This window comes from Pseudomonas sp. HN2 (assembly GCF_020736465.1).
GTDB lineage: Bacteria > Pseudomonadota > Gammaproteobacteria > Pseudomonadales > Pseudomonadaceae > Aquipseudomonas > Aquipseudomonas moraviensis_A.
On the sequence record NZ_CP085885.1, the window covers coordinates 4,208,848 to 4,233,594 of the forward strand.

Below are 24,747 nucleotides of genomic sequence, written 5' to 3' on the forward strand. Positions count from 1 at the left end.
CGATGGCCTCATCATTTATGCATCGGGTCGTCCCAGAACGGCCGCACGGTTTCGTGTTCGACATCGGCGCGGCTGATGCCGATGTCCTTCAACGCTTCGTCGCTCAGCCCGGCGAGCATTTCCCGCTCACGGTGCAGCTCGTACCAACGGCTGAACTTGTGCAGCAGATCGGACACGATATGCCCGTGGCCAGCCTGCTGTTGTTCACTTACATACTCTCTTTGACCTTTCATCGTCTTGCCTCCTTTTGTGGATGGCTCAAGTCTCGCGCCGGCGCTAAGATCAATCCAACGAATGTTTCTGATGGCATGCATCACGGAGATTCATCAATTGTCCGCGTACCCCAGTATCGATACCGATGTCCTGCGCACCTTCGTCGCGATTGCCGATCAGGGCGGTTTCACCCGTGCTGGCGAGATGGTCAATCGCACCCAGTCGGCGGTGAGCATGCAGATGAAACGCCTGGAAGAAGACGTGTTGCAGCGCCAGCTGTTCGAGCGCGATGGTCGCCAGCTGCGCTTGACCGCTGAGGGCCAGGTGCTGCTCGGTTACGCGCGGCGCATCCTCAAGCTGCACAGTGAGGTGTTCAACACCCTGCGCGAGCCGCACATGGTCGGCACCGTGCGCATCGGTACTCCGGATGATTATGTGATGCGTTTTCTGCCGGGGATCCTGTCGCGATTTGCGCAGTTCTATCCGCTGATCCAGATCGAGGTGCATTGCGAGTCGAGCAAGCAGTTGCTGCAACGCACTGATCTGGATTTGTCGATCGTCACCCGTGAACCGGGTAACGAGATTGGCCAGTTATTGCGCAAGGAGCGCTTTGTCTGGGCCGAGGCGCAGAACTTCAGCGCCCACGAACAGACGCCGTTGCCGTTGGCGATGTTCAACAGCGACTGTTTCTGCCGCTTGTGGGCGTGCAATGCGCTGGACGCGATGGGCCGCGATTACCGCATCGCCTACAACAGCAGCAGCCTGTCGGCGCTGATGGCGGTGGTCAGCGCGGGTCTGGCGATCACCGCGCAGCTGGAAAGCCTGATCACCCCGGACATGCGCATCCTCGGCGCCGCCGAAGACCTGCCGCTGTTGCCCGAGGCGAGCATCATGCTGATCCGCAACCTGAACAACCCGTCGCCGATCACCGAGTGCCTGGCCGAGCACATCGTCGAAGGCTTCAAACTTTAAACGCGAGCATCACCGCACACAGCACCAGGAAGCCGCAGAACAGCCCGCGCAGCAGTTTCTCCGGCATGGCGTGGGCAACTTTCACGCCCCAACTGATGCTGAGCAGACCACCGACTGCCAGCGGCAAACCGATCATCCAGTCGACTTCGTGGTGCACCGCGTAAGTCACTAGCGTCACACCGGTGCTCGGCAAGGCCAGCGCCAATGACAAGCCCTGAGCGACCACCTGCGTGGTGCCGAACAGGCTGGTCAGCACCGGCGTGGCGACCACGGCGCCACCCACGCCGAACAAGCCGCCCATGGTTCCTGACGCCGCGCCAAGCACACCCAGCCAAGGCCACGAATAGCGCATCTCGGCAGTCGGCGCCGGGCGCGGGCCGAACATCTTCAACAGGTTGTAGGCCGACAGCGCCACCAGAAACGCGACAAAGCCGATGCGCATGGTTTGCGCATCAATGCCCACTGCCCAGATCGAGCCGAGCCAGGCGAAGCAGAAACCCATCACCGCCAGCGGCAGCGCATGGCGCAATTCGATGCGGTTGCGCTGGTGATAACGCCACAGCGCCAGCATGACGTTGGGCACCACCATCACCAGCGCCGTGCCTTGGGCGATCTGCTGATCAAGGCCGAACCACACGCCGAGCAACGGAATCGCGATCAAACCGCCGCCAATGCCAAAGATCCCGCCCAATGTGCCAAGGGCAGCGCCGAACAGCAGGTACAACAGAAAATCCATCACAAGCGTAATCCTCTAACGACAGGCGGCCAATGCTACGCACTCGCGCCTAGCGGGGAAACGCACAGCAACGCACAATGGCTGTGCCGATTTTGCACAAGCGTGGTTTCACATGAATCCCAACCAATTGACAGAGCAGCTTGGTCTGTTTCTCGACGTGCTGGAGAGTGGCAGCTTTTCTGCCGCGTCGCGCCGTCATCCGCTGACGCCTTCCGCTGTAGCCCGGCGGATCGACAGCCTGGAAAGTGCCGTCGGCAGCCAGCTGTTTGTGCGCAGCACCCATGCCGTGCTGCCGACTTCGGCCGGACTGGCCTTTGCCGAACGGGCGCGGCGGATCATCGCCGAATTGCAGCTGGCCCGCGCCGAGGCCGTTTCGTTGAGCAGCGCGCCGGAAGGCTTGATCCGCATCGATGCGCCAGCAGCGTTCGGACGGCGGCATCTGGCGCCGGTGATCGCCGACTTTCTCCTGCTGTACCCGGGACTCGATGTGCAGATGCATCTGATCGACAGCTTCATCGACATGGCCGGCAGCAGTCTGGGCAAGGTCGATCTGGTGCTGCGTACCGGGCAGTTGGCCGACTCGCGTCTGGTCGCCACGCCCTTGGCCAGCATGGTCCGCGTGGCCTGCGCGAGTCCTGACTACCTCAAGCGTCGTGGCATGCCCAATCATCCCGCGCAGTTGAGCGAACACGACGGCCTCGATTGGGAAGGCCTCGCCCCGCCCTTTGCCTGGAAATTCGAAGTGGATGGGCAGCTGCAACTACACCGTCCGTCGCGCGTGCGCCTGAGCGCCAACAATGCCGAAGCCCTGGCATGTGGCGCGGCGGCGGGTCTGGGCGTCGCACACCTGCCAACCTGGCTGGCCAGTGAATACCTGCTGCGCGGCGAGCTGGTGCCGCTATTCTGCGAAAACGGCCTGCCGCCACCGGAGTCCACCGGCATTTACGCACTGCGCATGGAACAGCAGATCCATTCACGCAGTCGCCTGCTGCTGGAATACCTCAAAACCCGCTTCAGTCCGGTGCCGCCGTGGGATCTGGCGCTGCAACGGCAATTCGCCGGGCACTGACGCCGGGCATATTTATCTGGCGCATTAAAGGTTCGAGCGCTAGATTCAAAACGATCAACGATCAAGGCTTTGACATGACTTCCGAACGCGACAATTGCGACGACCTGCTGCTCGACAATCAGGCGTGCTTCGCCCTGCACTCGACCTCGCTGATGATGACCAAGGTCTACAAGCCGCTATTGCAGGCGCTGGGGCTGACCTATCCGCAGTATCTGGCGATGATGGTGTTGTGGGAGAAGGACGGTTTGACCGTCGGAGAAATCAGCGCGCGCCTGCTGACCGATCCGGGTTCGCTGACACCGTTGCTCAAACGACTGGAAGCCGAAGGCCTGCTCAGCCGCACCCGCAGTCGTGAAGATGAACGCGTGGTGATTGTCGAGCTGACCGCAGCAGGCCGGGCATTGCGCGACAAGGCGCAGACCGTGCCGCAGTGCATTCTTGGCGCCAGCGGCTTCACCCTTGAACGCCTGCAGAAGTTACAGGCCGAGCTGCAAGCGCTGCGCGGTCATCTGCAAGACAGCCTCAACTGAACGCACGCAGCCCCCTGTAGGAGTGAGCCTGCTCGCGATTGCGGTCTGTCAGGCTACACAGGCGGTGACTGACCCACCGCAATCGCGAGCAGGCTCACTCCTACAATTGATCTCCACCGCCAGAAAATATTTCACCCTTCACCTTTCCCTCCGACCGCTCTAATTCAAGTCTTTCAAGCTAATTGATCTTCAGACAGTCGCATTCCTCCAAGTTTTTTCGAAAATTTATCTTGCGCGCTAAACATTAGCGCTATACATTCTCTTCACACCTACTTAGCGCGCAAACAATTAGCGCACAACACCACAACCAACGAGGCTCACATCATGCAAACTCTCTACACCGCAATCGCAACTTCCACTGGCGGCCGTGACGGTCGTGCGATCTCCAGCGACAACGTTCTCGACGTCAAACTGGCCACTCCGAAAGAACTCGGCGGTGCTGGCGGCGCGGCGACCAACCCTGAGCAACTGTTCGCTGCCGGTTACTCGGCCTGCTTCATCGGCGCACTGAAATTCGTTGCCAGCCAGACCAAGCGCAAAATTCCTGACGACGCATCAATCACCGCCCACGTCGGCATCGGCCAGATCCCTGGCGGTTTCGGTCTGGACATCGACTTGCACATCAGCCTGCCGGGCCTCGAACAGGCCGACGCGCAATCGCTGGTCGACGCTGCTCACCAGGTCTGCCCGTACTCCAACGCCACCCGTGGCAACGTCGATGTCCGTCTGCACGTGACCGTGTAAGCACTGAAGCCCCCGGCCCGAACAAGGAAATTGAACATGAACACTTTCAGCAAAGTCTTGACCGGTACCCTTCTCGCCCTGTCGGTGCACAGCGCTTTTGCCGGTGATGTCGAACACAACACCCAGGCATTTCTCGATGCGCTGAATGCCGGCAGCGGCAAACCGATCGAGCAGCTGTCGCCCAAGGATGCCCGCGCCGTGCTGGTCGGCGCGCAATCCGGGGTCAAGTTGACACTGCCCAAAGCCGATGTCAGCGAGAAGACCGTGCAGGTCGATGGCCAACCGTTGAGCCTGACCATCGTCCGGCCGGCCGGGGTCAAGGGTGAGCTGCCGGTGTTCATGTTCTTCCACGGCGGCGGCTGGGTACTGGGGGACTTCCCGACTCACGAACGTCTGGTGCGGGATCTGGTGGTCGGTTCGGGGGCGGCGGCGGTGTTCGTCAATTACACCCCATCGCCGGAAGCGCATTACCCGGTGGCAATCAATCAGGCCTACGCTGCGACCAAGTGGGTGGCGGAACACGGTAAAGAGATCAATGTCGACGGCAAGCGCCTGGCCGTGGCCGGCAACAGCGTCGGCGGCAACATGGCCGCAGTGGTCGCGCTGATGGCCAAGGACAAGGGCACCCCGGCAATCAAATTCCAGGTGCTGCTGTGGCCGGTGACCGATGCCAACTTCGACACCGGTTCGTACAACCAGTACGCCGAAGGGCACTTCCTCACTCGCAACATGATGAAGTGGTTCTGGGACAACTACACCACCGACGCCAAACAGCGCAACGACATCTACGCCTCACCGCTGCGCGCCACCACCGCGCAACTCAAAGGCCTGCCGCCTGCACTGGTGCAGACGGCCAGCGCCGATGTACTGCGCGATGAAGGCGAAGCCTATGCGCGCAAACTCGACGAAGCCGGAGTGCCGGTTACGTCGGTGCGCTACAACGGCATGATCCACGATTACGGTTTGCTCAACGTGGTCAGCCAGGTGCCAGCGGTGCGTTCGGCGATGTTGCAGGCTTCGCAGGAGCTCAAGGAACACCTGAAATAACCGCAGCCCTCCTGTAGGAGTGAGCCTGCTCGCGATAGCGTCGTCTCAGTCAACATCTTCAGCGACTGAATCACCGCCATCGCGAGCAGGCTCACTCCTACAAGGGATTCGCGCTGCCGCAAATACCGCAGGCACAAAAAAACCCGACTCAATGGTCGGGTTTTTTCTTTCCGCAAAAAGCAGTGCTTATTTGGCACGGCCTTTGTAGGAACCGCCTTCGCGGGTGTCGATCTCGATCATGTCGCCGATTTCGATGAAGTCGGCAACCGACAGTTCGGTACCGTTCTTCAGTTTGGCAGGCTTCATCACCTTGCCGGAAGTGTCACCGCGAGCGGAGCCTTCGGTGTAGTCGACCTGACGCACGATGGTGGTCGGCAGCTCTACGGAAACCAGACGCTCTTCGAAGAACACGGCTTCGCAAACGTCGGTCATGCCTTCTTCAACGAAAGGCAGAACGCTTTCGATGTCTTCGGCGTTCAGCTCGTACATGGTGTAGTCAGTGGTGTCCATGAACGTGTAGGTGTCACCGCTGATGAACGACAGGGTGGCTTCTTTACGATCCAGGATCACGTCGTCCAGTTTGTCGTCCGCACCGTAAACGGTTTCGGTCTTGTAACCGGTCAGCAGGTTCTTCAGCTTGGTCTTCATGATCGCGCTGTTACGGCCCGACTTGGTGAATTCAGCTTTCTGAACCAGCCAAGGATCGTTGTCGATACGGATCACGGTACCGGGTTTGAGTTCTTTACCAGTTTTCATTGCGAATATCCGAATTTGGATGGGATTTACAAAAATCTAGGCCGCGTATCATATCCAATTTACATAAAACTGTACCAGCGCCGTGGCAAGATCCGCCTGCAAGGCCTGTTCCAGACACCATGCCTCGGCGTTTTCCTCAAGTTCCGGCCAATGTTTTCGCACCCTCAGCCAGTGCTCGCCGATCGGTTGACCAGCGCTCCAGGCGCGCCACAGACCGTTCATCGCCTCAGCGGCCGCAGGTGAAAGCCCTTGGGTGTAGAGCGCGAGGAAAGCATCGAGCTTGTCCAGATGGATGTCGTCGTCCTGCTGATAGATGTGCCAGAGCATCGGCCGCCCCCCCCATTGCGCGCGCACGAATGAGTCTTCACCGCGCACCGCATTGAAATCGCAGCACCAGAGCAAATGATCGTATTGGTCCTGACGGACGAATGGCAGCACTTGCACGGTCAGCGACTCGCGCACATGAATCGCCCCGACCGTCAGGATCTCCACGTCCAGCCAGCGCGCCACATCACCGAGAATCCGCCCTTCCGGCACCAGCAGGTGCGTCGGCTGTGCATCGGCGGCCAGCACATCCAGCCAACTGGCCAACCCGGCATTCTCGTAAGCAAACAGCGAGATCAGCTGTGCGCCGGGCGCAGGATCGATGCCCAGGCCCTGCAGGAATTGTCGCTGCGCCGGTCGATCCTGCTGAAACTGCCGACGCTGTTCGAGCAGTCCGCGTTCACGCAGCAGGCCGCCGGTGCCCGGTTTGAAGCCCGGAAAGAAGAAGAACTTCTGCACCGATTTGTATTTCACCGACGGCAAGCCGTGGCAACCGGTGACCCAGTCTTCGGCGCTGAGATAATCGAGGTTGAGCCACAGCGGCGGCGTTTTCCGGGCGGCCATGCTGTCCATGTAATCAGTCGGCAGTTGACAGGCGAAGGCTGCGATGACTACGTCGGCAGCGTCCGCATGCCGCCACTCGCTCGGCCACTGTCGCACGTCGACACCCTGCTGCCACTGCTGCGCAAGATCGATATCGATCTCTGGGCAGAGGCGCTCGAACGCACGCAGATCATCTACCCACAGGCGCACCGGCAAGGCCTGTTCGGCCACCAATTGCCGGGCCAGGCGCCAGGTCACGCCGATGTCGCCATAGTTGTCGACCACGGTGCAGAAAATATCCCAGCGGGGTTTCGCTTCAGGCATGCCGTTCTCCCGTTGGCAAAAAACCTCGATTGTCCGCATAAATGCGCTCGCGCAGAAGAGCCGACGGCGATTAATCTTCGTGCGACAATCGTCACTTGCCTGCAACCATCCGCCAGGAGGCCGCCATGCCCTACCGTCCGAATCCGCGTCGTCCCTTGCCTGTTCAGCTTAGCGCGCTGCATCTGACCGGCAGCATCGCATTGGGCCTGTGGCTGGGGTTTCTCGCGATCGCGCTGACTTGCTGGCTGCTCTCGCGTCTGTTTTTTGCCGAGCAACTGGCCCCTGTCGCGCAAGCGGTGCAGCAGCGCGTCAATCCACCAGCAGCCGTCGAGCCACAGCCGGACGTTGCGCCGCCGCCAACGCCGATGTTCCAACAGTACGAAGAAAACCTGCGCAAGAATGAACAGCAGGCGCGACTGGATCAGGCACGCGCCAATTCGCGCAATGCATCCAATCCGAAATGCCAGTTCTGGCTGCAGCAGGACCAGACCGCGCCAACCGAAAAGAGCCGCGCCAACGTTTTGCAATTCTGCGATTGATCATGAACAAACACAGCGTCCACCAATTGATTCTCGACAAGCTGCGCATCGACCTCGACATTGCCGAGCGCGCCGCGCAAACCGCTTACGAAACCGCGACCCACGAAGAAAACATCGCCGAAAACAAATACGACACCCTGGGGCTGGAGGCTTCGTATCTGGCGGCCGGTCAGGCGAAACGGGTTGAGGAGATCCGTCAGTCACTGGCGCTGTGCCAGAACCTGACGTTGCGTGCCTACGATGAAAACCGCGGTATCGAAGTCGGCGCCCTGCTCGGTCTGGAAGACGAAAAGGGTCGCGAGCAATGGCTGTTTCTGGCGCCGGATGCGGCGGGCCTGAAAGTCGATGTAGTGGGTCAGCCGATCACCGTCATCACCCCGCGCTCGCCACTGGGCAAAAGCCTGCTGGGCAAGTTCGAAGGCGATGAGGTGGAGATTCTGGTGGCGGGCACCCGGCAACAGTTCGCTGTCACCGAGGTGCTTTGAGGCGGGACCTTAGTGGACCGGCAGTTCGACACCGTCGAACAGCTCTTCCAGTTCCTGCTTGTTGTGGCACTGAATGGCTTTGGCCATGACTTCGCGGGTCAGGTGCGGGGCGAACTTCTCGATGAAGTCGCACATGAAACCACGCAGGAACGTGCCGCGACGGAAACCGATCTTGGTGATGCTCGACTCGAACAACTCGCTGGCATCCAGCACCACCAGGTCGTTATCGAGTTTGGTATCGACGGCCATTTTCGCCACGATGCCCACGCCCAGGCCCAGGCGCACGTAGGTCTTGATCACGTCGGCGTCAGCAGCGGTGAATACCACTTTCGGGGTCAGCCCACGATGGCTGAACGCTTCGTCGAGTTTGGAGCGGCCGGTAAAACCGAACACATAAGTAACGATCGGGTATTCGGCCAGCGCTTCGAGGGTCAGCTTCGGCAGCTTGGTCAGCGGGTGCCCATGAGGCACGACCACGCAACGGTTCCAGCGGTAGCACGGCATCATCACCAGATCCCCGAACAGCTCCAGCGCTTCAGTGGCGATGGCGAAATCGACGGTGCCATCAGCGGCCATTTCGGCGATCTGCATCGGCGAGCCCTGATGCATGTGCAGCGCCACGTCCGGGTATTGCTTGATGAAATTGCTGATCACCGGCGGCAGCGCATAACGTGCCTGGGTGTGGGTGGTGGCGATCGACAGCGTGCCTTTTTTCTCGTTGGAGAATTCCTGGGCAATCTGCTTGATGCTCTCGACCTTGCGCAGAATCTCGCCGGCGGTGGTGATGATGCGCTCGCCGGCCGGGGTGACGCGGGTCAGGTGCTTGCCGCTGCGGGCGAAGACTTCGACGCCCAGTTCGTCTTCCAGCAGGCGGATCTGCTTACTGATGCCCGGTTGCGAGGTGTACAGGCTTTGGGCGGTAGCGGAAACGTTGAGGTCGTGGTGCGCCACTTCCCAGATGTAGCGCAGTTGTTGAAGCTTCATATCAATCCCTCAAAGCAGGTAGACGCCACGGGCATCAGCGACGGTATATAACTATATTAATGGTTTGAAGAATAAATCTAGAACTTTTTATCAAAACGCCATTATTCCTGCTTCAACGATCTTCCCGCCGCCGGCGCTCCATCAACGGCACCAGATACACCGGCACCTTGGCCAGTTGCAGCACCCGCGCCGCCGTGCGCCCCAACGGCGTTTCAGCGCCGACGCCATGGCTGTGACTGCCGACGATCAGCAGATCGACCGAGAGCTTGTGCACCTGATCGAGAATCACCTGCGACGGATCGCCCTGCAGCACGCGCACTGCGCGAATGCGCTGCAGATCCTGTTCGCCGTCGTCCCCCAGTTCTTCACGAAAGCTGTCGAGCACCCGCTGTTCGATATTGGCGATGACTGTTTTCAGACCCTGACTATGGAATTCGTTCAATGCCTGTTCGTCGAGATAGCTTTGCAGCACCGACTCGGCAAACAGGCCCATGGGTTCCACCGCGTGCACTACATACAGATCGGCATTGAAGGTGCGCGCTAACGCCAGGGCATGCTGCATCACGAACGGTGCATAGAGACCGAGGTCGGTGGCATACAGCATTGAGCGAATCATCGGGACCTCCTCGCGAGCCAACGATGGCGGAGATTGATTCAGCTTAGCAGTGCCTTGGCGAGTGCGACGTGCGACGCAACGTCCTGAATGAAAAGGCTCTAGATCGGCGGTTCGTTGCTGATGCCATGGGGTACATGGCCGGTGGCGACCACTTCACGGGCCAGCTCGCAATGGCCGGTCTGGTCATCGAAGAACACGTCAGCGGCGAAGGCTTCGAGGAACGCCGATTTGGTCAGGCCACCGAGAAACAGCGATTCATCGAGACGGATATCCCATTCCCGCAAGGTGCGAATCACCCGCTCATGGGCCGGCGCCGAACGCGCGGTCACCAGCGCCGTGCGGATCGGGCAGTCGTCGTCGGGAAACTCGCGCTGCAACAGATTCAGCGCAGCCAGGAAGCCTTTGAACGGCCCGCCACGTAACGGCTCGCGGGCCGACTCGCGTTCCTTGGCCTGAAACGCTTCCAGACCACCAGACTGATAGACGCGCTCGGACTCGTCGGAAAAAATCACCGCGTCACCGTCGAAGGCAATGCGCAATTCATCGCTGGCCGCGCGGCTGGCGCCACCGGACAGGATCGTTGCCGCGGCAAATCCTGCATCCAGCGCCGCGCGCACGTCTTCAGCGTGAGTCGAGAGAAACAGGTCACAACCAAACGCTTTCAGGTACGGATACGGACTGCGCCCACCAACGAACGCCGCGCGGGAAATCGCCAGCCCATAATGGTGAATCGAATTGAACACGCGCAGCCCGGTGTCGGCGCTGTTGCGCGAGACCAGAATCACCTCGACCCGCGCGCGGCCGAGGCGACTGTTCAGGCTCAGGAGTTTTTCCACCAGCGGGAACGCATCGCCCGGCGCGAGAATTTCGTCTTCGTGCTCGATCTGATATTGCCGATAGGCTTCGACGCCGCTCGACAGATAGACCTTGTGGCTTTCGCTCAGGTCGAACAAGGCGCGCGAGGAAATCGCCAGCACCAGTTTGTCATCGATGTTATTGGCCATGCCTTCCCCCAGAACAACCGACTCAAGTATTGCGTCGGTCGATGAAACCCAAATGGCGATACAACGCCTCGATGCGCGGCAACTCGCAGCCCGCCGCTTTCGCCGCCGCCAGTGGCCGGGCGTAGATCGCCTCCAGCTCCAGCGGGCGTTTGTGTGAAAAGTCGTGGTACATGCTCGGCCAGTAATCGGGCATTTTTTCCGTCATGGTAAACAGGTACTCGCCATAGCCGGGCGGGATCTCGTATCCGCAAGCCCTCGCGCCCTGCACCACTTCGGCCATCAGCGCCTGAATCGACACGCGGCTGTCGGCATCGGCCATCAGCGCTTCAGTGCCCGCGCCGAGCAATACCGAAAGTCCGTTGTAGGGAATATTCCACACCAGTTTCTGCCAGCGCGCCTGATGCACGTTGGCCATCGCTTGAGAGTCGATGCCAGCGGCGCGGAACAACCCGGCGCCTTCTTCGACAATCGCCATGCGCGCCACTTCATCAATGGCCGGACCGCTGTGGTAACCAACGTTCACCGCGCCAAGGGCCTGGTGGGTAATCTGCCCCGGGCCTTCGCGATTTACGCAGATCAGACACAGGCCGCCGAGCAGATGCAGCGAATCCGGCAGCAGCGGCCGCAGGCTGTCTTCGACATCCAGACCGTTTTGCAGCAACAGCACTTTTGCGTCAGGTTTGGCCGCTTGAATGATCGCCGGCGCGAGACCTGCGTTGCTGGTGGTTTTGGTGCCGACCAGCAGCCAGTCGCAGCGCGGCATGTCTTCGGCAGCGCAATAGGCATTCGCCGGATTCAGCGTCAACGCACCGTGCACCGAACTGTTGATCTGCAAACCACGCTCCGCCACTGCGGAAAATTCGCTGCGCAACAAGAAGTGCACGTCGAAACCGGCACGCGCCAGCATCACCCCGTAAAAACCGCCGATTGCACCGGTGCCGATAATCCCCACCACCGGTTTGCTGACTGTCTCGCTCATGGCAACTCCTCTGCAATTCGACCCAGCGCCTGCGCCACGGCCTGGTTGAGACCGTCAACCGTCAGGCGGCTGTGCACTGCGCCAAAGAACTCGCCGTCGCGCACCACAAACAGCGCCGGCAAATGAAACACCTGATAACGCTCGACCAGGCCGCCATTGTTGCCGGCGTCGATCCAGCACAGCCGATCGATTGCCAGCGGCATGCCCGGCAACACCTCGCGGGCATAGCGACAACTGGCGCAGCCGACGCTGGTGAAAATCACCAAGCAAACCCCTTTCATCGCCAGCAGCCGCTGGTCGGCGTCAAAGTCGGTCAGCTCGGATTCGGCCACTATACTGGGAGAAACAATGTCAGATGGCCGACACAGGGAGTCTGTGCTCATGGGACGTTTCATTCCTCATCCGGACGAAGTGCCGGTTGAATTGACGTTACTCAAGCCTGAATGCATTTCCAGACAACAGCTGCACACTATCAGCCTCGGCGGCATCGCTTGCAATTACCACCGCGCCTGGCGCCACGGCACCGCGTTGCAAGTGCGCATGCCGACGCTGAATGCCGACTTCTGTTGTCCGGGCTATGTGGCCTGGTGTCTGCGCCGCAAAAAAGGCTATCTGGTGGGCATCGCCTTCACTGACGAACAGACTCTGTTCAGCGCGCGAATGGGTGAGCAGGTGTGTCAGATCGAACGCTATTCGCGCATGCAGGACAGCCACGATGACCTGCAGGATATTCAGGCGCTGGCCCTGCAATGGGTCGAGGAGCATGCCGAAGAGTTCTCCCACGACAACCTGCGCAAGGCTTTTGCGCAGCCAGCGCTGGACTAAAGCACGGTTTGCCCATTGTCGAGCCGCGTCTGACGCGCTAAGGTTCGGCTCCCCCGACGCGCTAAATCTGCTGTGCTCCGCCGCGCGGGGATCGCTGGCGGCCGGCACCCGTGACCTGACGAGTAAACGATGGCTGATTTACCGATCAACGACCTAAACGTCGCCTCTAACGAGACCCTGATCACTCCCGATCAGCTCAAGCGTGATATCCCCCTGAGCGACGCCGCCCTGCGCACTGTCACCAAGGGCCGCGAAGTCATTCGCAACATTCTCGATGGCACCGACCACCGTCTGTTCGTCGTGATCGGCCCGTGCTCGATTCATGACATCAAGGCTGCCCACGAATACGCCGATCGCCTCAAGGTGCTGGCCGAGGAAGTCTCCGACACCCTGTACCTGGTCATGCGCGTGTATTTCGAGAAGCCGCGTACCACCGTCGGCTGGAAAGGTCTGATCAATGATCCGTACCTGGATGACTCGTTCAAGATCCAGGATGGCCTGCACATCGGTCGTCAGTTGCTGCTGGACCTGGCCGAAAAAGGCCTGCCGACCGCGACCGAAGCCCTCGACCCGATCTCCCCGCAATATCTGCAGGATCTGATCAGCTGGTCGGCCATCGGCGCGCGTACCACCGAATCCCAGACTCACCGCGAGATGGCTTCCGGCCTGTCCTCGGCGGTCGGCTTCAAGAACGGCACCGATGGCGGCCTGACCGTGGCGATCAACGCCTTGCAGTCGGTGTCCAGCCCGCATCGTTTCCTCGGCATCAACCAGGAAGGTGGCGTATCGATCGTCACCACCAAAGGCAACGCCTACGGTCACGTGGTGCTGCGCGGCGGTAATGGCAAGCCGAACTATGACTCGGTCAGCGTGGCCCTGTGCGAGCAGGCGCTGAACAAGGCGAAGATCAAGCCGAACATCATGGTCGATTGCAGCCACGCCAACTCCAACAAGGACCCGGCCCTGCAACCGCTGGTGATGGAAAACGTCGCCAACCAGATCCTTGAAGGCAACCAGTCGATCATCGGCCTGATGGTTGAAAGCCACTTGAACTGGGGCTGCCAGGCGATCCCGAAAGACCTCGCCGACCTGCAATACGGCGTGTCGATCACCGATGCCTGCATCGATTGGTCCGCCACTGAAAACACCTTGCGCAGCATGCACGCCAAGCTCAAGGACGTATTGCCGAAACGCCAGCGCACGTAAGCATGGTTTCGCGGACATAAAAAAACGCCGGGCAATGCCCGGCGTTTTTGCGTGTGCGATTCAGATTTTTGCGGCGCGGCGCTGATGACGTTCCATGTAGCGCTCGACGTAGGAGCAGGACGGGATCACCGTGTAGCCCATTTCTTCGGCGTATTGCAGCGCGCGTTCAGTCAGCGCTGCGGCGATGCCACGACCGCGCAGGGCATTGGGCACGAAGGTGCGATAGATATCCAGGGTCTGCTTGCCCAGATCCATGTAGGTCAGGTAAGCACGATGACCGTCCACGGTGGTCTCGAATTGATGACCAGCCTGGTCATGGTGGATGGACAACGCCTCGCTCATCACTACTCCTCGCGGGTCTTGAATTGTGACCCCTACCTTACCGATGTTTTCCCGGCGAAGGAACATCTACGCCACCCCGTGCCTGATGGACACCGAGAAGAGCCACACCGATCTCGCGCAACCTGACACCAATTGAATAGTAGGCACCATTGGCAAAAATGCTCAAGGTACGCTCGTCATCGCACAGTCGGTGGGCGAAGGCTTCGATGCTCGCAGGATGGCCGCAAGACGTTCTTCGCGTGCCGTTTGCCTGAACATTGCCGGAATGTTGAGACTTAAGACGTGCGACCTTTTTTAAAGTCACCTGAACATCAACAAAGATACGCGAAGCGGTTCGCAGAAGCAGAACAAAAGTGTGGACGAATTCATTTAGAAAGACTCTCGCCGAACTCGCAAAAAGAGCATGCAAGGGTGGGAACTTTTTCCGTTTGAGTCGCTCACACCGGGGCTTGCAGCTGGATATTTTTTATACAGCGCAGTTAAAAGTTGCTCGAAAAAGAATCAACGCCTACAATTTTTTTTGCTTCTTGCGCTACGTCAGTTTACTTACTACAAGTAATGGGTAGTATGTACGCCGGCTATTTCCTCAATCGTGAGGAGACAGCCACTTAATTTGAAAGTCCTTGAAGGGGAACACGATGAACAACGTTCTGAAATTCTCTGCTCTGGCTCTGGCCGCAGTTCTGGCTACCGGTTGCAGCAGCGCATCGAAAGAAACCGAAGCACGTCTGACAGCTACTGAAGACGCAGCTGCTCGCTCCCAGGCTCGTGCAGACGAAGCTTACCGTAAAGCTGATGAAGCTCTGGCTGCTGCTCAAAAAGCACAACAGACTGCTGACGAAGCTAACGAGCGTGCTCTGCGCATGCTGGAAAAAGCTAGCCGCAAGTAATAATCCCTCGGGATTGTTATCGAGCCGATCCGGTTTCCGGGTCGGCTTTTTTGTGCCCGGTACTTTCCTCCGGGCACTAAAAAACCCGCCGACGCTCTCGCATCGGCGGGTTTCGATCAACGCTTATTGCTGCAGATCGATCGGTGCACTGCTCACCATCGGCGCCGAAGCGTTCGGCACGGCGATCTCGACCGGCAGGCCATCTTCGGCCGCGACCACATCACGCACCACGTCCCAGTTCATGCGCAGGTTACTGGTGATGTCTTCACGCTTGAGCATCGCGTTGATCACCGCCGTGTGCTTGTCGACTACAGACGGGTTGCCGTTGTCGTCGAGCGGCGTGTGCGCTTCCAGATAGACCTTGCCGCCGCTGCGTCCGAACTTGTACGGGTCGTTGATGATGCGCACCGAGGTGCCGACCGGGACCATGCCGGCCATCTCCAGCACGTTGTTGTTGAACATGCGGAAGCAACCGTGACTGGTGCGCATGCCGATGCCGAACTTCTTGTTCGAACCGTGGATCAGGTAACCCGGCGTGCCGAGAGTGAACTTGAACGGGCCCAGCGGATTGTCAGGTCCGGCTGGTACCACGTTGGGCAGCGGATCACCGTCTGCGGCGTGCTCAGCCTTGATCGAGGCCGGAGGAGTCCACGTCGGGTTCGGCGTCTTGGCGATGATCGAGGTATGCGCGATCGGCGAGCCCCAGCCTTCACGGCCGATGCCCAGCGGGAAGGTGTACACCACGTCCCGGCCTTTCGGGTAGTAATAGAGGCGGTATTCGGCGAGGTTGATGACGATGCCTTCACGCGGGCCCGGCGGCAGGATGAACCGGGTCGGCAGGACGATCTCGGTGCCGGCGCCCGGCAGCCAGGCATCGATGCCCGGGTTGGCCGCAACCATCTCCGAATAGCCCAGATCGTAAGTAGTGCCCAGGTCGGCGAAGGTGTCTTCGTACTTGGCTTTGATCACCTGCACCTGACCGACGATGTCCTCGCCGGGTGGTGGCAGGGGAAGCTCCAATGCAGCAACGGGACCGGCCACACACAGGGCGGCAAGTGACAGGCAGCGGGTGACGGCAGGAAAGCGCGGCAACATCCGGAAAATCCTTCGCATGATCATCAAGGGTATAAGGGCGCGATTGTACACCGCGGCTTGGGGATTCGGGGAGGTAGCGCGGCCATAGGCGACAGGGTGCGTTCAGGGTGGGAGCGAGCCTGCTCGCGGAAGCAGTGTGTCAGCCAGCATGAATGTCGATTGAAAAGACCTTCGCGAGCAGGCTCGCTCCCACATTTTTGATCTTGAACACTCAGAGCTCGAAACGCAGCTCGGGCCAGATCGGCGAGGTACCGCGCTTCTGCGATTCGAGAATCGCCCGGCACAGCGAGCACAGGCGCTGATCCTGAAACACCCGGCGATCAACATTCGACCAGCGCGGTTGCGCCGGCAGCAGCGTGCCACAGAGCGTGCGGTCAGCCGAGCCTCCGAGTTCCAGCTGACGCGTCACCAGATGTACCCGCACTTCCTGGCAGGCGAACAGGTCCAGCTGCTCGTCAGGCTCGATCAGTTGGTAGGCAAACAGGGACCAGGCAGGACGCGGCATCGGGGGCTCCAAATTAGGGGGCGCCACATTAGCCGAAAGCCTGCCTGTAGAAAAGCCTCATAACAGCGGTTTCAGCGTCGGCCAGACATTTTCCAGCAACTTGCCCTGAGCCCCGGCGGCCGGGTGCAGACCGTCGGCTTGCATCAGGTCCGGATGACCGCCGACGCCTTCCAGAAAAAACGGCACCAGCGGGACCTTTTTCTCGTCAGCGAGCCTGCCGTAAACCTCGGCGAACGAATCGGTGTAACGCTTGCCATAGTTGGGTGGCAGTTGCATGCCGAGCAACAGCACTTTGGCGCCGCTCTGGCGCGAGCTGTCGATCATCGAGGCAAGATTTTGTTGCAATTGCGTTGGCGGCATCCCGCGCAGGCCATCGTTGCCACCCAGTTCGAGGATCACCAACTCAGGCTTATGCTCTGCAAGCAGCGCCGGCAGCCGCGCCTGGCCTCCGGCGCTGGTGTCGCCACTGATCGAGGCGTTGACCACTTTATCGTCGAAACCCTCTTGTTCGAGCCGCTGCTCAAGCAGCGACACCCACCCCAGACGGGTATCCAGGCCGAAACCGGCGCTGATACTATCGCCAACGATCAGGACAGTACCCGCCGCTGCGTTCTGGGCCATGCACATCAAGGCCAGGCCAGCACTCAAAAACCATACACGCATCGGATTCTCCATGGGCGCAAGCATTCTCACCGCGAAGAACCTCAGCAAAGTGGTCCCTAGCGCGGAAGGTGAACTGACTATCCTGCACGAACTCAGCCTGGAACTGAACAAGGGCGACAGCCTGGCCATCGTCGGCGCGTCCGGTTCCGGCAAATCCACCCTCCTCGGCCTGCTCGCCGGCCTCGACCTGCCGAGCAGCGGCGAAGTCACCCTCGCCGGCCAGGGCCTGAGCAATCTCGACGAAGACCAGCGCGCGCGAATCCGCGCCGAGCACGTCGGTTTTGTCTTCCAGTCGTTCCAGTTGCTCGACAGCCTCAATGCGCTGGAAAACGTCATGCTGCCGCTCGAGCTTGATGGCCGCAAAGATGCCCGCGAGCGCGCCACGCAACTGCTTCAGCGCGTCGGCCTCGGCCAGCGCCTGACCCACTCGCCGCGCCAGCTCTCCGGTGGCGAACAGCAACGTGTGGCCATCGCCCGCGCCTTCGCCGCCGAACCGGACGTGCTGTTCGCCGACGAACCCACCGGCAATCTCGACAGCCACACCGGCGAGCGCATCAGCGACTTGCTGTTCGAGTTGAACAAGGAACGCGGCACCACTCTGGTGCTGGTGACCCACGACGAACGCCTGGCCCATCGCTGCCGGCGCCTGATCCGTCTTGAAGCCGGGCTGCTGGTCGCCCCTCTGGAGCCTTGATGGCACGTCTGCCGCTGTTGCGTCTGTTCAGCCTCGCCCTGCGCCAGCTCATGCGCGATGCCCGCGCTGGTGAGTTGCGCGTGTTGTTCTTTGCGCTGGTGGTAGCCGTCGCGGCGAGCACCGCGATTGGCTATTTCGGCGCTCGCCTCAATGGCGCGATGATGCTGCGTGCCACCGAGTTTCTCGGTGCCGACCTGGTTCTGGAAGGCAGCTCGCCGGCCCGCGAGGAGCAAATCCGCAGCGGCACCGAACTGCGCCTGAATCATGCGCAAGTGGTGGAGTTCTCCAGCGTCATTGCCACCGACAACGGCATTCAGCTGTCGAGCATCAAAGCTGTCGACCGAGCCTATCCACTGCGTGGCGAGCTGAAAAGCGCGCCCGCGCCATTTGCCCAGGAAGAAGTCGGCGGCGAACCGCAACCCGGTGAAGCCTGGGTCGAGGCGCGCCTGTTGACCGCGCTGGATCTGAAGATCGGCGACAGCATCGATGTCGGCATGAAGACTTTGAAGCTGACGCGCGTGCTGACCTACGAGCCGGATCGCGCCGGCAACTTCTACAGCCTGACGCCCCGGGTGCTGATCAACCTCGATGACCTCGCCGCCACCGGCGTGGTGCAACCGGGCAGCCGGGTGAGCTACCGCGAACTGTGGCGCGGCGAACCGCAGGCGCTGGAAACCTATCGCGAACTGATCAAACCGGGCCTGGCTGCAAACCAGCGAATCCAGGATGCCCGTGATGGTAACCGGCAGATTGGCGGTGCGCTGGGCAAAGCCGAGCGCTATCTGAACATGGCCAGTCTGGTCGCGGTGTTGCTGGCCGGGGTGGCGGTGGCGTTGTCGGCCAACCGTTTCGCCAGCCGGCGGTTCGACGCCAGTGCCTTGCTGCGCTGCCTCGGATTATCGCGGCGGGAAACCATGGTGCTGTTCAGTCTGCAGCTCACCGCGCTGGGTCTGATTGCGGCGATCAGTGGCGCCCTGCTCGGCTGGCTGGCGCAACTGGGCCTGTTCGCACTGCTGCATGATTTGCTGCCGAGCGATGTGCCGCCGGGTGGCCTGTTTCCAGCCATTGCCGGGATCGGCACCGGGCTGGTGGCATTGGCCGGTTTTGCCCTGCCGCCGCTGGCCGCCCTCGGTCGCGTGCCACCGCTGCGGGTATTGCGTCGCGACATGCTGCCGATCCCGTCGAGTACGTGGATGGTCTATGGCGCGGCGCTGGGTGCGCTGGGCCTGATCATGTGGCGTCTGAGCCTCGACCTGCTGCTGACTTTCGCCCTGCTCGGCGGTGGCGTGGTCGCCGCGCTTGTGCTCGGCGGCCTGCTGCTGTTGTTGCTGCAAAGCCTGCGCCGCATGCTCGCCCGCGCTTCGTTGCCATGGCGCCTGGGCCTTGGCCAGTTGTTGCGGCATCCGTTGGCCGCGGCCGGACAATCCCTGGCCTTCGGCCTGATCCTGTTGTCGATGGCACTGATCGCGCTGCTGCGCGGTGAGTTGCTGGACACCTGGCAGAACCAGCTACCGAAAAATGCGCCGAACTACTTCGCGCTGAACATCCTCCCGGCTGACAAGCAGGCCTTCGCCGATCACCTGATCAAGGTGTCCGCGCAAGCGGCGCCACTGTATCCAGTGGTGCCGGGGCGGCTGATCAGCATCAATGGCGAGGCGGTGCAACAAATCGTCAGCAAGGATTCCGCCGGAGACCGCGCCATTCAGCGCGACCTGAGCCTGACCTGGGCGGCGGATCTGCCGGCCGGCAACAAGCTCACCGCTGGCTCATGGTGGAGCGGTCAGCCGTCCGACGATGTGCCAGGCGTTTCCGTGGAAGGCAAAGTTGCCGAAAGCCTGAAACTCAAACTCGGCGATCACATGGTGTTCAGTGTCGGCGGGGTCAATCGCGAAGCGAAGGTCACCAGCCTGCGCGAGATCAACTGGGACAACTTCCAGCCGAACTTCTTCATGATCTTCCAGCCGGGCACCTTGAAGGATCTCCCGGCGACCTACCTCACCAGTTTCTATCTGGCACCAGGGCACGATCAGCAGATCGTCGAGCTGTCGCGGACCTTCCCGGCGGTGACCATCCTGCAGGTCGAAGCCTTGCTCGAACAGCTGCGCAGCATCCTCGCCCAGGTCACCCTGGCGGTGGAATATGTGCTGTTGTTTGTTCTCGCTGCGGGGATGGCGGTGCTGTTCTCCGGCCTGCAGGCGACGCTGGATGAACGCATCCGCCAAGGTGCGCTGTTGCGTGCGCTGGGTGCCGAGCGGCAGTTGCTGATCAAGGCGCGGCGTATCGAGTTCGGTTTGCTGGGCGCGGTCAGCGGCTTGCTCGCGGCGATCGGTTCGGAGGTGGTCAGCCTGGTGCTGTACCGCTTCGCCTTCGACCTGCCATGGCATCCGCATCCCTGGCTGCTGGTGCTGCCGTTGATTGGCGCCGCATTGATAGGGGGAGCCGGGGTGTTCGGCACGCGTCGCGCACTGAACGCCAGCCCACTGACAGTGTTGCGCGAGGGTTGATAGACTCAGGCGGTCTTAATCACAAGAAGTTGCCATGAGCCGTTATCGCCCTCCCCGCACCGCCGGCACCGCGCTGATCACCCCCGAAGGTGAAGCGCGGATGCGCGCTGAATTCCATGAGTTGTGGCATGTGCGTCGCCCGCAGGTCACCCAGGCGGTGAGTGAAGCGGCGGCGCAGGGTGATCGTTCGGAAAACGCCGAGTACACCTACGGCAAAAAAATGCTGCGCGAAATCGACAGTCGCGTACGTTTTCTCACCAAGCGTCTGGAAGCGCTCAAGGTAGTCAGCGAAAAACCCAGTGACCCGAACAAGGTCTATTTCGGTGCCTGGGTCACTATCGAAGACGAAGACGGCAAGCAGTCGCGCTACCGCATCGTCGGCCCCGATGAACTGGACCTCAAACTCGGTTTGATCAGCATCGACTCACCGCTGGCCCGCGCTCTCATCGGCAAGGCACTCGACGCCGAAGTGCGGGTGCAGACGCCGACCGGCGAGCAGTTCGTTTACATCGTGGCGATTGAATACCCGTAAGAACAATCAGCGCCGGGTGATCAAGCCCTGCCGCGCAACGCGGGTCAGTTGCTTGATCATTTCCGGCGCCTCTTCTGCGCTCGGCGCCTGAATCACCGCCAGATCAAAGCTGTCAGTGGCGAAACGCGCCAGCGACTCGCCATCATCGACAAACTGGATCAGGAACGCGGCAGGACCGCCGCTGCGACGTGGCCAGCCATCGAGATAACGCAACAGCGTCGGCTGGTGTTTGCCGCCAAGAAGAATTTTCGGGTTGCGCTGGGTGACATGGGCCGTGATCGGCGCGGGACGTGCTGGAGGGTGTAGTGCATTCATCGTGTCGTGTCTCTGCCTCAAAAGTCTGCATGGCAGGTGAGAGGCAACACCGAACCAGCGCTTTAGCGGTATTTCGAAGCCCTGTTCCGGCTTCTGACGGTAACTGTAGAAGTCACCTGGCGCCCCGCAAGTAGCTGTTTAAATCGGCGCATGAGCAACATCCTAGAGAACGTGACCGACCAGTGTCAAGAATCGCCCGCAACAAAAAAAGGCCCGCGCAATGCGGGCCTTTGCCTTGAGCCAGAGCCTTCAACCGGCGATGGCGCGATCCGCCGAAAGCTTGCCGGCACCTTCGATCAGTACCGCGATGCTACCGGCCAGCAGAGCCAGGGCGAACTCATAACCGTTGTTGGCCATGAACAAACCGTTGCCGATGTGCACCGAGAAGATTGCCACCAGCGAGAGGAACGCCAGACCGAGTGCTGCCGGGCGTGCCAGCAGGCCGATGATCAGGGCCAGACCGGCGAAGAACTCGGTACCACCGGCCAGCGAGGCCATCAGGTAGCCCGGGGTCAGGCCGATGCTTTCCATCCATTGCGCGGTGCCGGCCAGGCCGTAGCCACCGAACAGACCAAAGAGTTTCTGCGACCCGTGGGCGGCGAAGATCACGCCAACAGCAATGCGCAGGACAGTCAGGCCGTAACCGGCGCGGGTGAACAGAACCTTGTTGATCAAAGAGCTCATGGTGCATTCCTTGTTGTGCAGAAGTGTTTGTGTGTTTGGGTTGGTCGCTATATTAATCAGTTTATTTCATGTTAAAAGCGAAAATATTTCGCCATAACAATCAAATTTTTAGATTATTTTCGTGTGACCACTTTCTGCTGGCGGGGCTCGAGCGACTCACGCTCCCGGTCGAATGCCAGGTAGTACTTGTTCACGCTATTAACATAGCTGACGGCGCCCATTCCCACCTGCTCCATGGCGATACGCTCGACCTGGAAAAACCACTGGTTGGGATTCAGGCCACGGCGGCGCGCTTCGGCACGCATGCCCTGCACGCGCTCAGGGCCGATGTTGTACGCAGCGAGGGTGAATGCCATGCGCTCACGCTCGTTGAGTTTGGGGCTGCTGAAAAATTTGCGGCGGATCATCGCCAGATACTTGGCGCCGGCCTGCACATTCGCATCGAGATTCTGGATATTGCTCACCCCGACCCGTTGCGCGGCGGACGGAGTGATCTGCATCAGCCCGGTCGGGCCGCTGCCGCTGCGGGCGTCGGGCTGCAGACGCGATTCCTTGAACGCCAGCGCCGCAAGATTGAGCCAGTCCATGTTCTGCGCGTCGGCGTGCTTTTGCAGGGTCGGGCGGAGTTTTTCCAAACGCTGGCGATCCCCCTTGGCCAGCGGATTGTGCACCTGGTACAAGCGCCGATAGATGCGCAGAAATGCGGCGTCTTCGTCAGAGGGTTTCTTGTAACCGGTGAGAAAGCGATCGATGCTCGCGCGCAACATCGACGCGTCGCGGCGCACGAACCAATGTTCCTCGCCCGGCTCGCCGAGGCTCAGTTGCCGGTCGAGGCGCAGCTTCGGCAGGATCTTGCCCCAGCGCTCGGCAATCGGCTGCTCGACGATGGTCAGGTGGAAAATCCCGCCCTGGACCATTTCCAGCACATCCTCCACGGCCAGCGTTGGATCGACCCATTCGATATTGATCGGTGCCAGTTTGTGCAGCGCCAGTTTCTGGTTGAGCTGGCTGACCACCTCCCCCGCCGCACTGCCAGTGGGCAGGGCCAGGGTTTTGCCAGAGAGTTGCTCGACCCTGGTGTAGCGGCGCTGGCCCTTGATGCCGACCAGCACCAGCGGCACGTTGCTGGCGATCGGCTCACTGCTGGCGACCGCATAGCCCGAAGGCAGATCGAGCAACTCGCCCGGCGCGACCATGTCACCTTCGCCGCGCTGCAAGGCGCCGAGCAATTGATCCTTGGCTTTGGGAATGATTTTGAGGGTGACTTGCTGGCCATCACGGGCATGGCCGTTGAGGTATTGCTCGAAGGCGCGCAGGCGGTGGTATTCGACACCAATGGCCTGGCCCTGCACTTCGCCGGAGCTGTTGCGGCTCTGATTGACCAGCACGCGCAACACGCGGCTGCTGCGAATGTCCGAGAGGTCGCGAACCTTGGTCGCCGGCACGGCTTGCAGCGGCCCGGGCAGGCGCGCGACCGCCGTCATCGGCAGCAGCAACGCAGCGCACAACAGCAGCAGAACCGAGGGACGATGCATCCACTCTCCGAAAAGAATACGGGGCGACTTCACCATGAAAGCGGCGAGATCACCGACGAAAACAGAGCGCTTGTGCGCTGGTAAAGTGCGAGAGACTGGCACAGTGATGGCATTGCCGCCACCCCGGAGTTCCCCGCGGCCCCAACAGACAGCCATAAGTCGTTGTAGTTCTTGCCTTTTCTTATAAATCTACAGCTCTGATATGCTTTCCGGCCTTCGGCCCGAGGTAGCACCATGCAACTCATCGATATCGGCGTCAACCTGACCAACCCCAGTTTCGCCGACAAACACCAGACGGTGCTCGACCGCGCCTACGCCGCCGGCGTCTGCCAACTGGTGCTCACCGGCACCAGCGTCGAGGGCAGTGAGCAGGCGCTGGAGCTGTGCCAGCAACTGGACGAAAGCGGCCAACGACTGTTCGCCACTGCCGGTGTTCACCCACATTCGGCCAGCGACTGGAACGCTGACAGCGCGCGTCGTTTGCGCAGCCTGTTGAACGAATCCAATGTCGTCGCGGTAGGTGAATGCGGTCTGGATTTCAACCGCGACTTCTCCCCGCGTGCGCAGCAGGAAAAGGCCCTCGAAGAACATCTGGCGCTGGCCGCCGAGCTGCAACTGCCGGTGTTCCTGCATGAGCGTGATGCCAGCCAGCGCCTGCTGGAAATCCTCAAGGACTTCCGCGATCAACTGCCGGCGGCAGTGGTGCACTGCTTCACTGGCGAACAGAAAGCCCTGTTCAGCTACCTCGATCTGGATCTGCACATCGGCATTACCGGTTGGATCTGCGACGAGCGCCGCGGCACGCATCTGCATCCGCTGGTCAAGGAGATCAAGCCGGGACGGCTGATGCTGGAAAGCGATGCGCCGTATCTGCTGCCTCGCACGCTGCGGCCGAAGCCGAAAAACGGGCGCAATGAGCCGGCCTATCTGACCGAGGTGTTGCGCGAGGTGGCGTTGCATCGCGGCGAGACCGAAGAAGCACTGGCCGCGCACACCACCGCGTGTGCCCGGGCATTCTTCGGTTTACCGATCATTTCCTGACACACCCAAATCCCATTGTAGGAGTGAGCCTGCTCGCGATAGCGGTGGGTC

At 60.7% G+C, this 24,747-nt stretch carries 30 protein-coding genes; 14 read left to right on the plus strand and 16 right to left on the minus strand.

Going from position 1 to position 24,747, the window contains the following annotated elements:
* Positions 1 to 11: 11 nt before the first annotated feature.
* Positions 12 to 233, minus strand: a complete 222-nt coding sequence (locus LIS66_RS18505; RefSeq protein WP_042607883.1) for a DUF1127 domain-containing protein — start codon at positions 231 to 233, stop codon at positions 12 to 14.
* 97 nt (positions 234 to 330) lie between these two features.
* On the opposite strand from LIS66_RS18505, the gene LIS66_RS18510 reads away from it, so the two are divergent.
* Positions 331 to 1,185, plus strand: a complete 855-nt coding sequence (locus tag LIS66_RS18510; protein ID WP_227974533.1) for a LysR substrate-binding domain-containing protein — start codon at positions 331 to 333, stop codon at positions 1,183 to 1,185.
* Here LIS66_RS18510 and LIS66_RS18515 read toward each other — a convergent pair.
* Positions 1,175 to 1,921: a sulfite exporter TauE/SafE family protein gene (locus LIS66_RS18515; RefSeq protein WP_301291685.1), complete on the minus strand. Its 747-nt coding sequence runs from the start codon at positions 1,919 to 1,921 to the stop codon at positions 1,175 to 1,177. The genes LIS66_RS18510 and LIS66_RS18515 overlap by 11 nt on opposite strands.
* Positions 1,922 to 2,033: 112 nt before the next feature.
* On the opposite strand from LIS66_RS18515, the gene LIS66_RS18520 reads away from it, so the two are divergent.
* From LIS66_RS18520 to LIS66_RS18535, 4 genes are all read left to right on the plus strand, one after another.
* Positions 2,034 to 2,990 carry a LysR substrate-binding domain-containing protein gene (locus tag LIS66_RS18520; RefSeq protein WP_042607886.1) on the plus strand — a complete coding sequence of 319 codons (957 nt, stop codon included), beginning with the start codon at positions 2,034 to 2,036 and terminating at the stop codon, positions 2,988 to 2,990.
* 74 nt (positions 2,991 to 3,064) lie between these two features.
* Positions 3,065 to 3,520 (plus strand): MarR family winged helix-turn-helix transcriptional regulator, encoded by a 456-nt coding sequence (locus tag LIS66_RS18525; RefSeq protein ID WP_042607887.1) that lies wholly within the window; start codon positions 3,065 to 3,067, stop codon positions 3,518 to 3,520.
* 324 nt (positions 3,521 to 3,844) lie between these two features.
* Positions 3,845 to 4,264, plus strand: a complete 420-nt coding sequence (locus tag LIS66_RS18530; protein WP_007940002.1) for an organic hydroperoxide resistance protein — start codon at positions 3,845 to 3,847, stop codon at positions 4,262 to 4,264.
* Positions 4,265 to 4,300: 36 nt separating this feature from the next.
* The gene (locus LIS66_RS18535) at positions 4,301 to 5,311 is read left to right on the plus strand and encodes an alpha/beta hydrolase (protein WP_227972780.1); all 1,011 of its coding nucleotides are present in this window, start codon (positions 4,301 to 4,303) and stop codon (positions 5,309 to 5,311) included.
* Positions 5,312 to 5,497: 186 nt separating this feature from the next.
* Here the strand turns inward: LIS66_RS18535 and LIS66_RS18540 are convergent, their stop codons facing one another.
* Together LIS66_RS18540 and earP are read right to left on the minus strand one after the other, a co-directional pair.
* Positions 5,498 to 6,067 (minus strand): elongation factor P, encoded by a 570-nt coding sequence (locus LIS66_RS18540; RefSeq protein WP_003226785.1) that lies wholly within the window; start codon positions 6,065 to 6,067, stop codon positions 5,498 to 5,500.
* Between the two features lie 48 nt (positions 6,068 to 6,115).
* Positions 6,116 to 7,258: an elongation factor P maturation arginine rhamnosyltransferase EarP gene (earP, locus tag LIS66_RS18545; RefSeq protein ID WP_227972781.1), complete on the minus strand. Its 1,143-nt coding sequence runs from the start codon at positions 7,256 to 7,258 to the stop codon at positions 6,116 to 6,118.
* Positions 7,259 to 7,383: 125 nt separating this feature from the next.
* Here earP and LIS66_RS18550 point away from each other — a divergent pair, with 125 nt between their 5' ends.
* Positions 7,384 to 7,797 (plus strand): hypothetical protein, encoded by a 414-nt coding sequence (locus LIS66_RS18550; RefSeq protein ID WP_042607890.1) that lies wholly within the window; start codon positions 7,384 to 7,386, stop codon positions 7,795 to 7,797.
* Positions 7,798 to 7,799: 2 nt separating this feature from the next.
* Positions 7,800 to 8,282 (plus strand): GreA/GreB family elongation factor, encoded by a 483-nt coding sequence (locus LIS66_RS18555; protein ID WP_042607891.1) that lies wholly within the window; start codon positions 7,800 to 7,802, stop codon positions 8,280 to 8,282.
* Between the two features lie 9 nt (positions 8,283 to 8,291).
* Here the strand turns inward: LIS66_RS18555 and cysB are convergent, their stop codons facing one another.
* The 5 genes from cysB to LIS66_RS18580 all read right to left on the minus strand — a co-directional run bounded on the left by cysB (position 8,292) and on the right by LIS66_RS18580 (position 12,248).
* Positions 8,292 to 9,266 (minus strand): HTH-type transcriptional regulator CysB, encoded by a 975-nt coding sequence (gene cysB, locus LIS66_RS18560; RefSeq protein WP_016770873.1) that lies wholly within the window; start codon positions 9,264 to 9,266, stop codon positions 8,292 to 8,294.
* A gap of 112 nt (positions 9,267 to 9,378) precedes the next feature.
* Positions 9,379 to 9,882 (minus strand): universal stress protein, encoded by a 504-nt coding sequence (locus LIS66_RS18565; protein ID WP_016770874.1) that lies wholly within the window; start codon positions 9,880 to 9,882, stop codon positions 9,379 to 9,381.
* Positions 9,883 to 9,980: 98 nt separating this feature from the next.
* Positions 9,981 to 10,886, minus strand: a complete 906-nt coding sequence (locus tag LIS66_RS18570; protein WP_024013777.1) for a 5'-nucleotidase — start codon at positions 10,884 to 10,886, stop codon at positions 9,981 to 9,983.
* A gap of 22 nt (positions 10,887 to 10,908) precedes the next feature.
* Positions 10,909 to 11,865, minus strand: coding sequence for a putative 2-dehydropantoate 2-reductase (locus tag LIS66_RS18575; RefSeq protein ID WP_227972782.1), 957 nt, complete (start codon positions 11,863 to 11,865; stop codon positions 10,909 to 10,911).
* The gene (locus LIS66_RS18580; RefSeq protein WP_042607893.1) at positions 11,862 to 12,248 is read right to left on the minus strand and encodes a thioredoxin family protein; all 387 of its coding nucleotides are present in this window, start codon (positions 12,246 to 12,248) and stop codon (positions 11,862 to 11,864) included. The genes LIS66_RS18575 and LIS66_RS18580 overlap by 4 nt, the downstream gene beginning before the upstream one ends.
* On the opposite strand from LIS66_RS18580, the gene LIS66_RS18585 reads away from it, so the two are divergent.
* Positions 12,247 to 12,690 (plus strand): PilZ domain-containing protein, encoded by a 444-nt coding sequence (locus LIS66_RS18585; RefSeq protein WP_041478403.1) that lies wholly within the window; start codon positions 12,247 to 12,249, stop codon positions 12,688 to 12,690. The genes LIS66_RS18580 and LIS66_RS18585 overlap by 2 nt on opposite strands.
* 129 nt (positions 12,691 to 12,819) lie before the next feature.
* Positions 12,820 to 13,896, plus strand: coding sequence for a 3-deoxy-7-phosphoheptulonate synthase (locus tag LIS66_RS18590; RefSeq protein ID WP_016770878.1), 1,077 nt, complete (start codon positions 12,820 to 12,822; stop codon positions 13,894 to 13,896).
* A gap of 60 nt (positions 13,897 to 13,956) precedes the next feature.
* Here LIS66_RS18590 and LIS66_RS18595 read toward each other — a convergent pair whose 3' ends face one another.
* Positions 13,957 to 14,238, minus strand: a complete 282-nt coding sequence (locus LIS66_RS18595) for a GNAT family N-acetyltransferase (RefSeq protein ID WP_016770879.1) — start codon at positions 14,236 to 14,238, stop codon at positions 13,957 to 13,959.
* Between the two features lie 638 nt (positions 14,239 to 14,876).
* Between LIS66_RS18595 and oprI the strand changes: the two genes are divergently transcribed.
* Positions 14,877 to 15,128 carry an outer membrane lipoprotei OprI gene (gene oprI, locus LIS66_RS18600; protein ID WP_003183784.1) on the plus strand — a complete coding sequence of 84 codons (252 nt, stop codon included), beginning with the start codon at positions 14,877 to 14,879 and terminating at the stop codon, positions 15,126 to 15,128.
* A 123-nt stretch (positions 15,129 to 15,251) separates the two neighbouring features.
* Here the strand turns inward: oprI and LIS66_RS18605 are convergent, their stop codons facing one another.
* The 3 genes from LIS66_RS18605 to LIS66_RS18615 form a co-directional block, all read right to left on the minus strand.
* Positions 15,252 to 16,223 carry a L,D-transpeptidase family protein gene (locus tag LIS66_RS18605; protein WP_042607894.1) on the minus strand — a complete coding sequence of 324 codons (972 nt, stop codon included), beginning with the start codon at positions 16,221 to 16,223 and terminating at the stop codon, positions 15,252 to 15,254.
* Between the two features lie 211 nt (positions 16,224 to 16,434).
* Complete coding sequence (locus LIS66_RS18610; RefSeq protein WP_016770881.1) at positions 16,435 to 16,728, minus strand: hypothetical protein; 294 nt, start codon at positions 16,726 to 16,728, stop codon at positions 16,435 to 16,437.
* A 57-nt stretch (positions 16,729 to 16,785) separates the two neighbouring features.
* Entirely contained in the window at positions 16,786 to 17,391 is a 606-nt protein-coding gene (locus tag LIS66_RS18615; RefSeq protein ID WP_227972783.1) for an arylesterase, read from the minus strand.
* A gap of 10 nt (positions 17,392 to 17,401) precedes the next feature.
* Between LIS66_RS18615 and LIS66_RS18620 the strand changes: the two genes are divergently transcribed.
* The 3 genes from LIS66_RS18620 to greB are packed head-to-tail and all read left to right on the plus strand — an operon-like array spanning position 17,402 to position 21,121.
* Positions 17,402 to 18,085: an ABC transporter ATP-binding protein gene (locus LIS66_RS18620; protein WP_016770883.1), complete on the plus strand. Its 684-nt coding sequence runs from the start codon at positions 17,402 to 17,404 to the stop codon at positions 18,083 to 18,085.
* On the plus strand, positions 18,085 to 20,589 hold the full coding sequence (locus LIS66_RS18625) for an ABC transporter permease (protein WP_227972784.1): 2,505 nt from the start codon (positions 18,085 to 18,087) through the stop codon (positions 20,587 to 20,589). The genes LIS66_RS18620 and LIS66_RS18625 overlap by 1 nt, the downstream gene beginning before the upstream one ends.
* A gap of 34 nt (positions 20,590 to 20,623) precedes the next feature.
* Positions 20,624 to 21,121, plus strand: a complete 498-nt coding sequence (greB, locus tag LIS66_RS18630; protein WP_016770885.1) for a transcription elongation factor GreB — start codon at positions 20,624 to 20,626, stop codon at positions 21,119 to 21,121.
* Positions 21,122 to 21,127: 6 nt separating this feature from the next.
* Here the strand turns inward: greB and LIS66_RS18635 are convergent, their stop codons facing one another.
* The 3 genes from LIS66_RS18635 to LIS66_RS18645 form a co-directional block, all read right to left on the minus strand.
* Positions 21,128 to 21,436, minus strand: coding sequence for a class I SAM-dependent methyltransferase (locus tag LIS66_RS18635; protein WP_227972785.1), 309 nt, complete (start codon positions 21,434 to 21,436; stop codon positions 21,128 to 21,130).
* 249 nt (positions 21,437 to 21,685) lie between these two features.
* Positions 21,686 to 22,120 (minus strand): DoxX family protein, encoded by a 435-nt coding sequence (locus LIS66_RS18640; RefSeq protein WP_016770887.1) that lies wholly within the window; start codon positions 22,118 to 22,120, stop codon positions 21,686 to 21,688.
* Between the two features lie 113 nt (positions 22,121 to 22,233).
* Positions 22,234 to 23,655, minus strand: a complete 1,422-nt coding sequence (locus LIS66_RS18645) for a transglycosylase SLT domain-containing protein (protein WP_227972786.1) — start codon at positions 23,653 to 23,655, stop codon at positions 22,234 to 22,236.
* A 234-nt stretch (positions 23,656 to 23,889) separates the two neighbouring features.
* On the opposite strand from LIS66_RS18645, the gene LIS66_RS18650 reads away from it, so the two are divergent.
* Entirely contained in the window at positions 23,890 to 24,696 is an 807-nt protein-coding gene (locus tag LIS66_RS18650; protein ID WP_159245554.1) for a TatD family hydrolase, read from the plus strand.
* Positions 24,697 to 24,747: the final 51 nt, after the last annotated feature.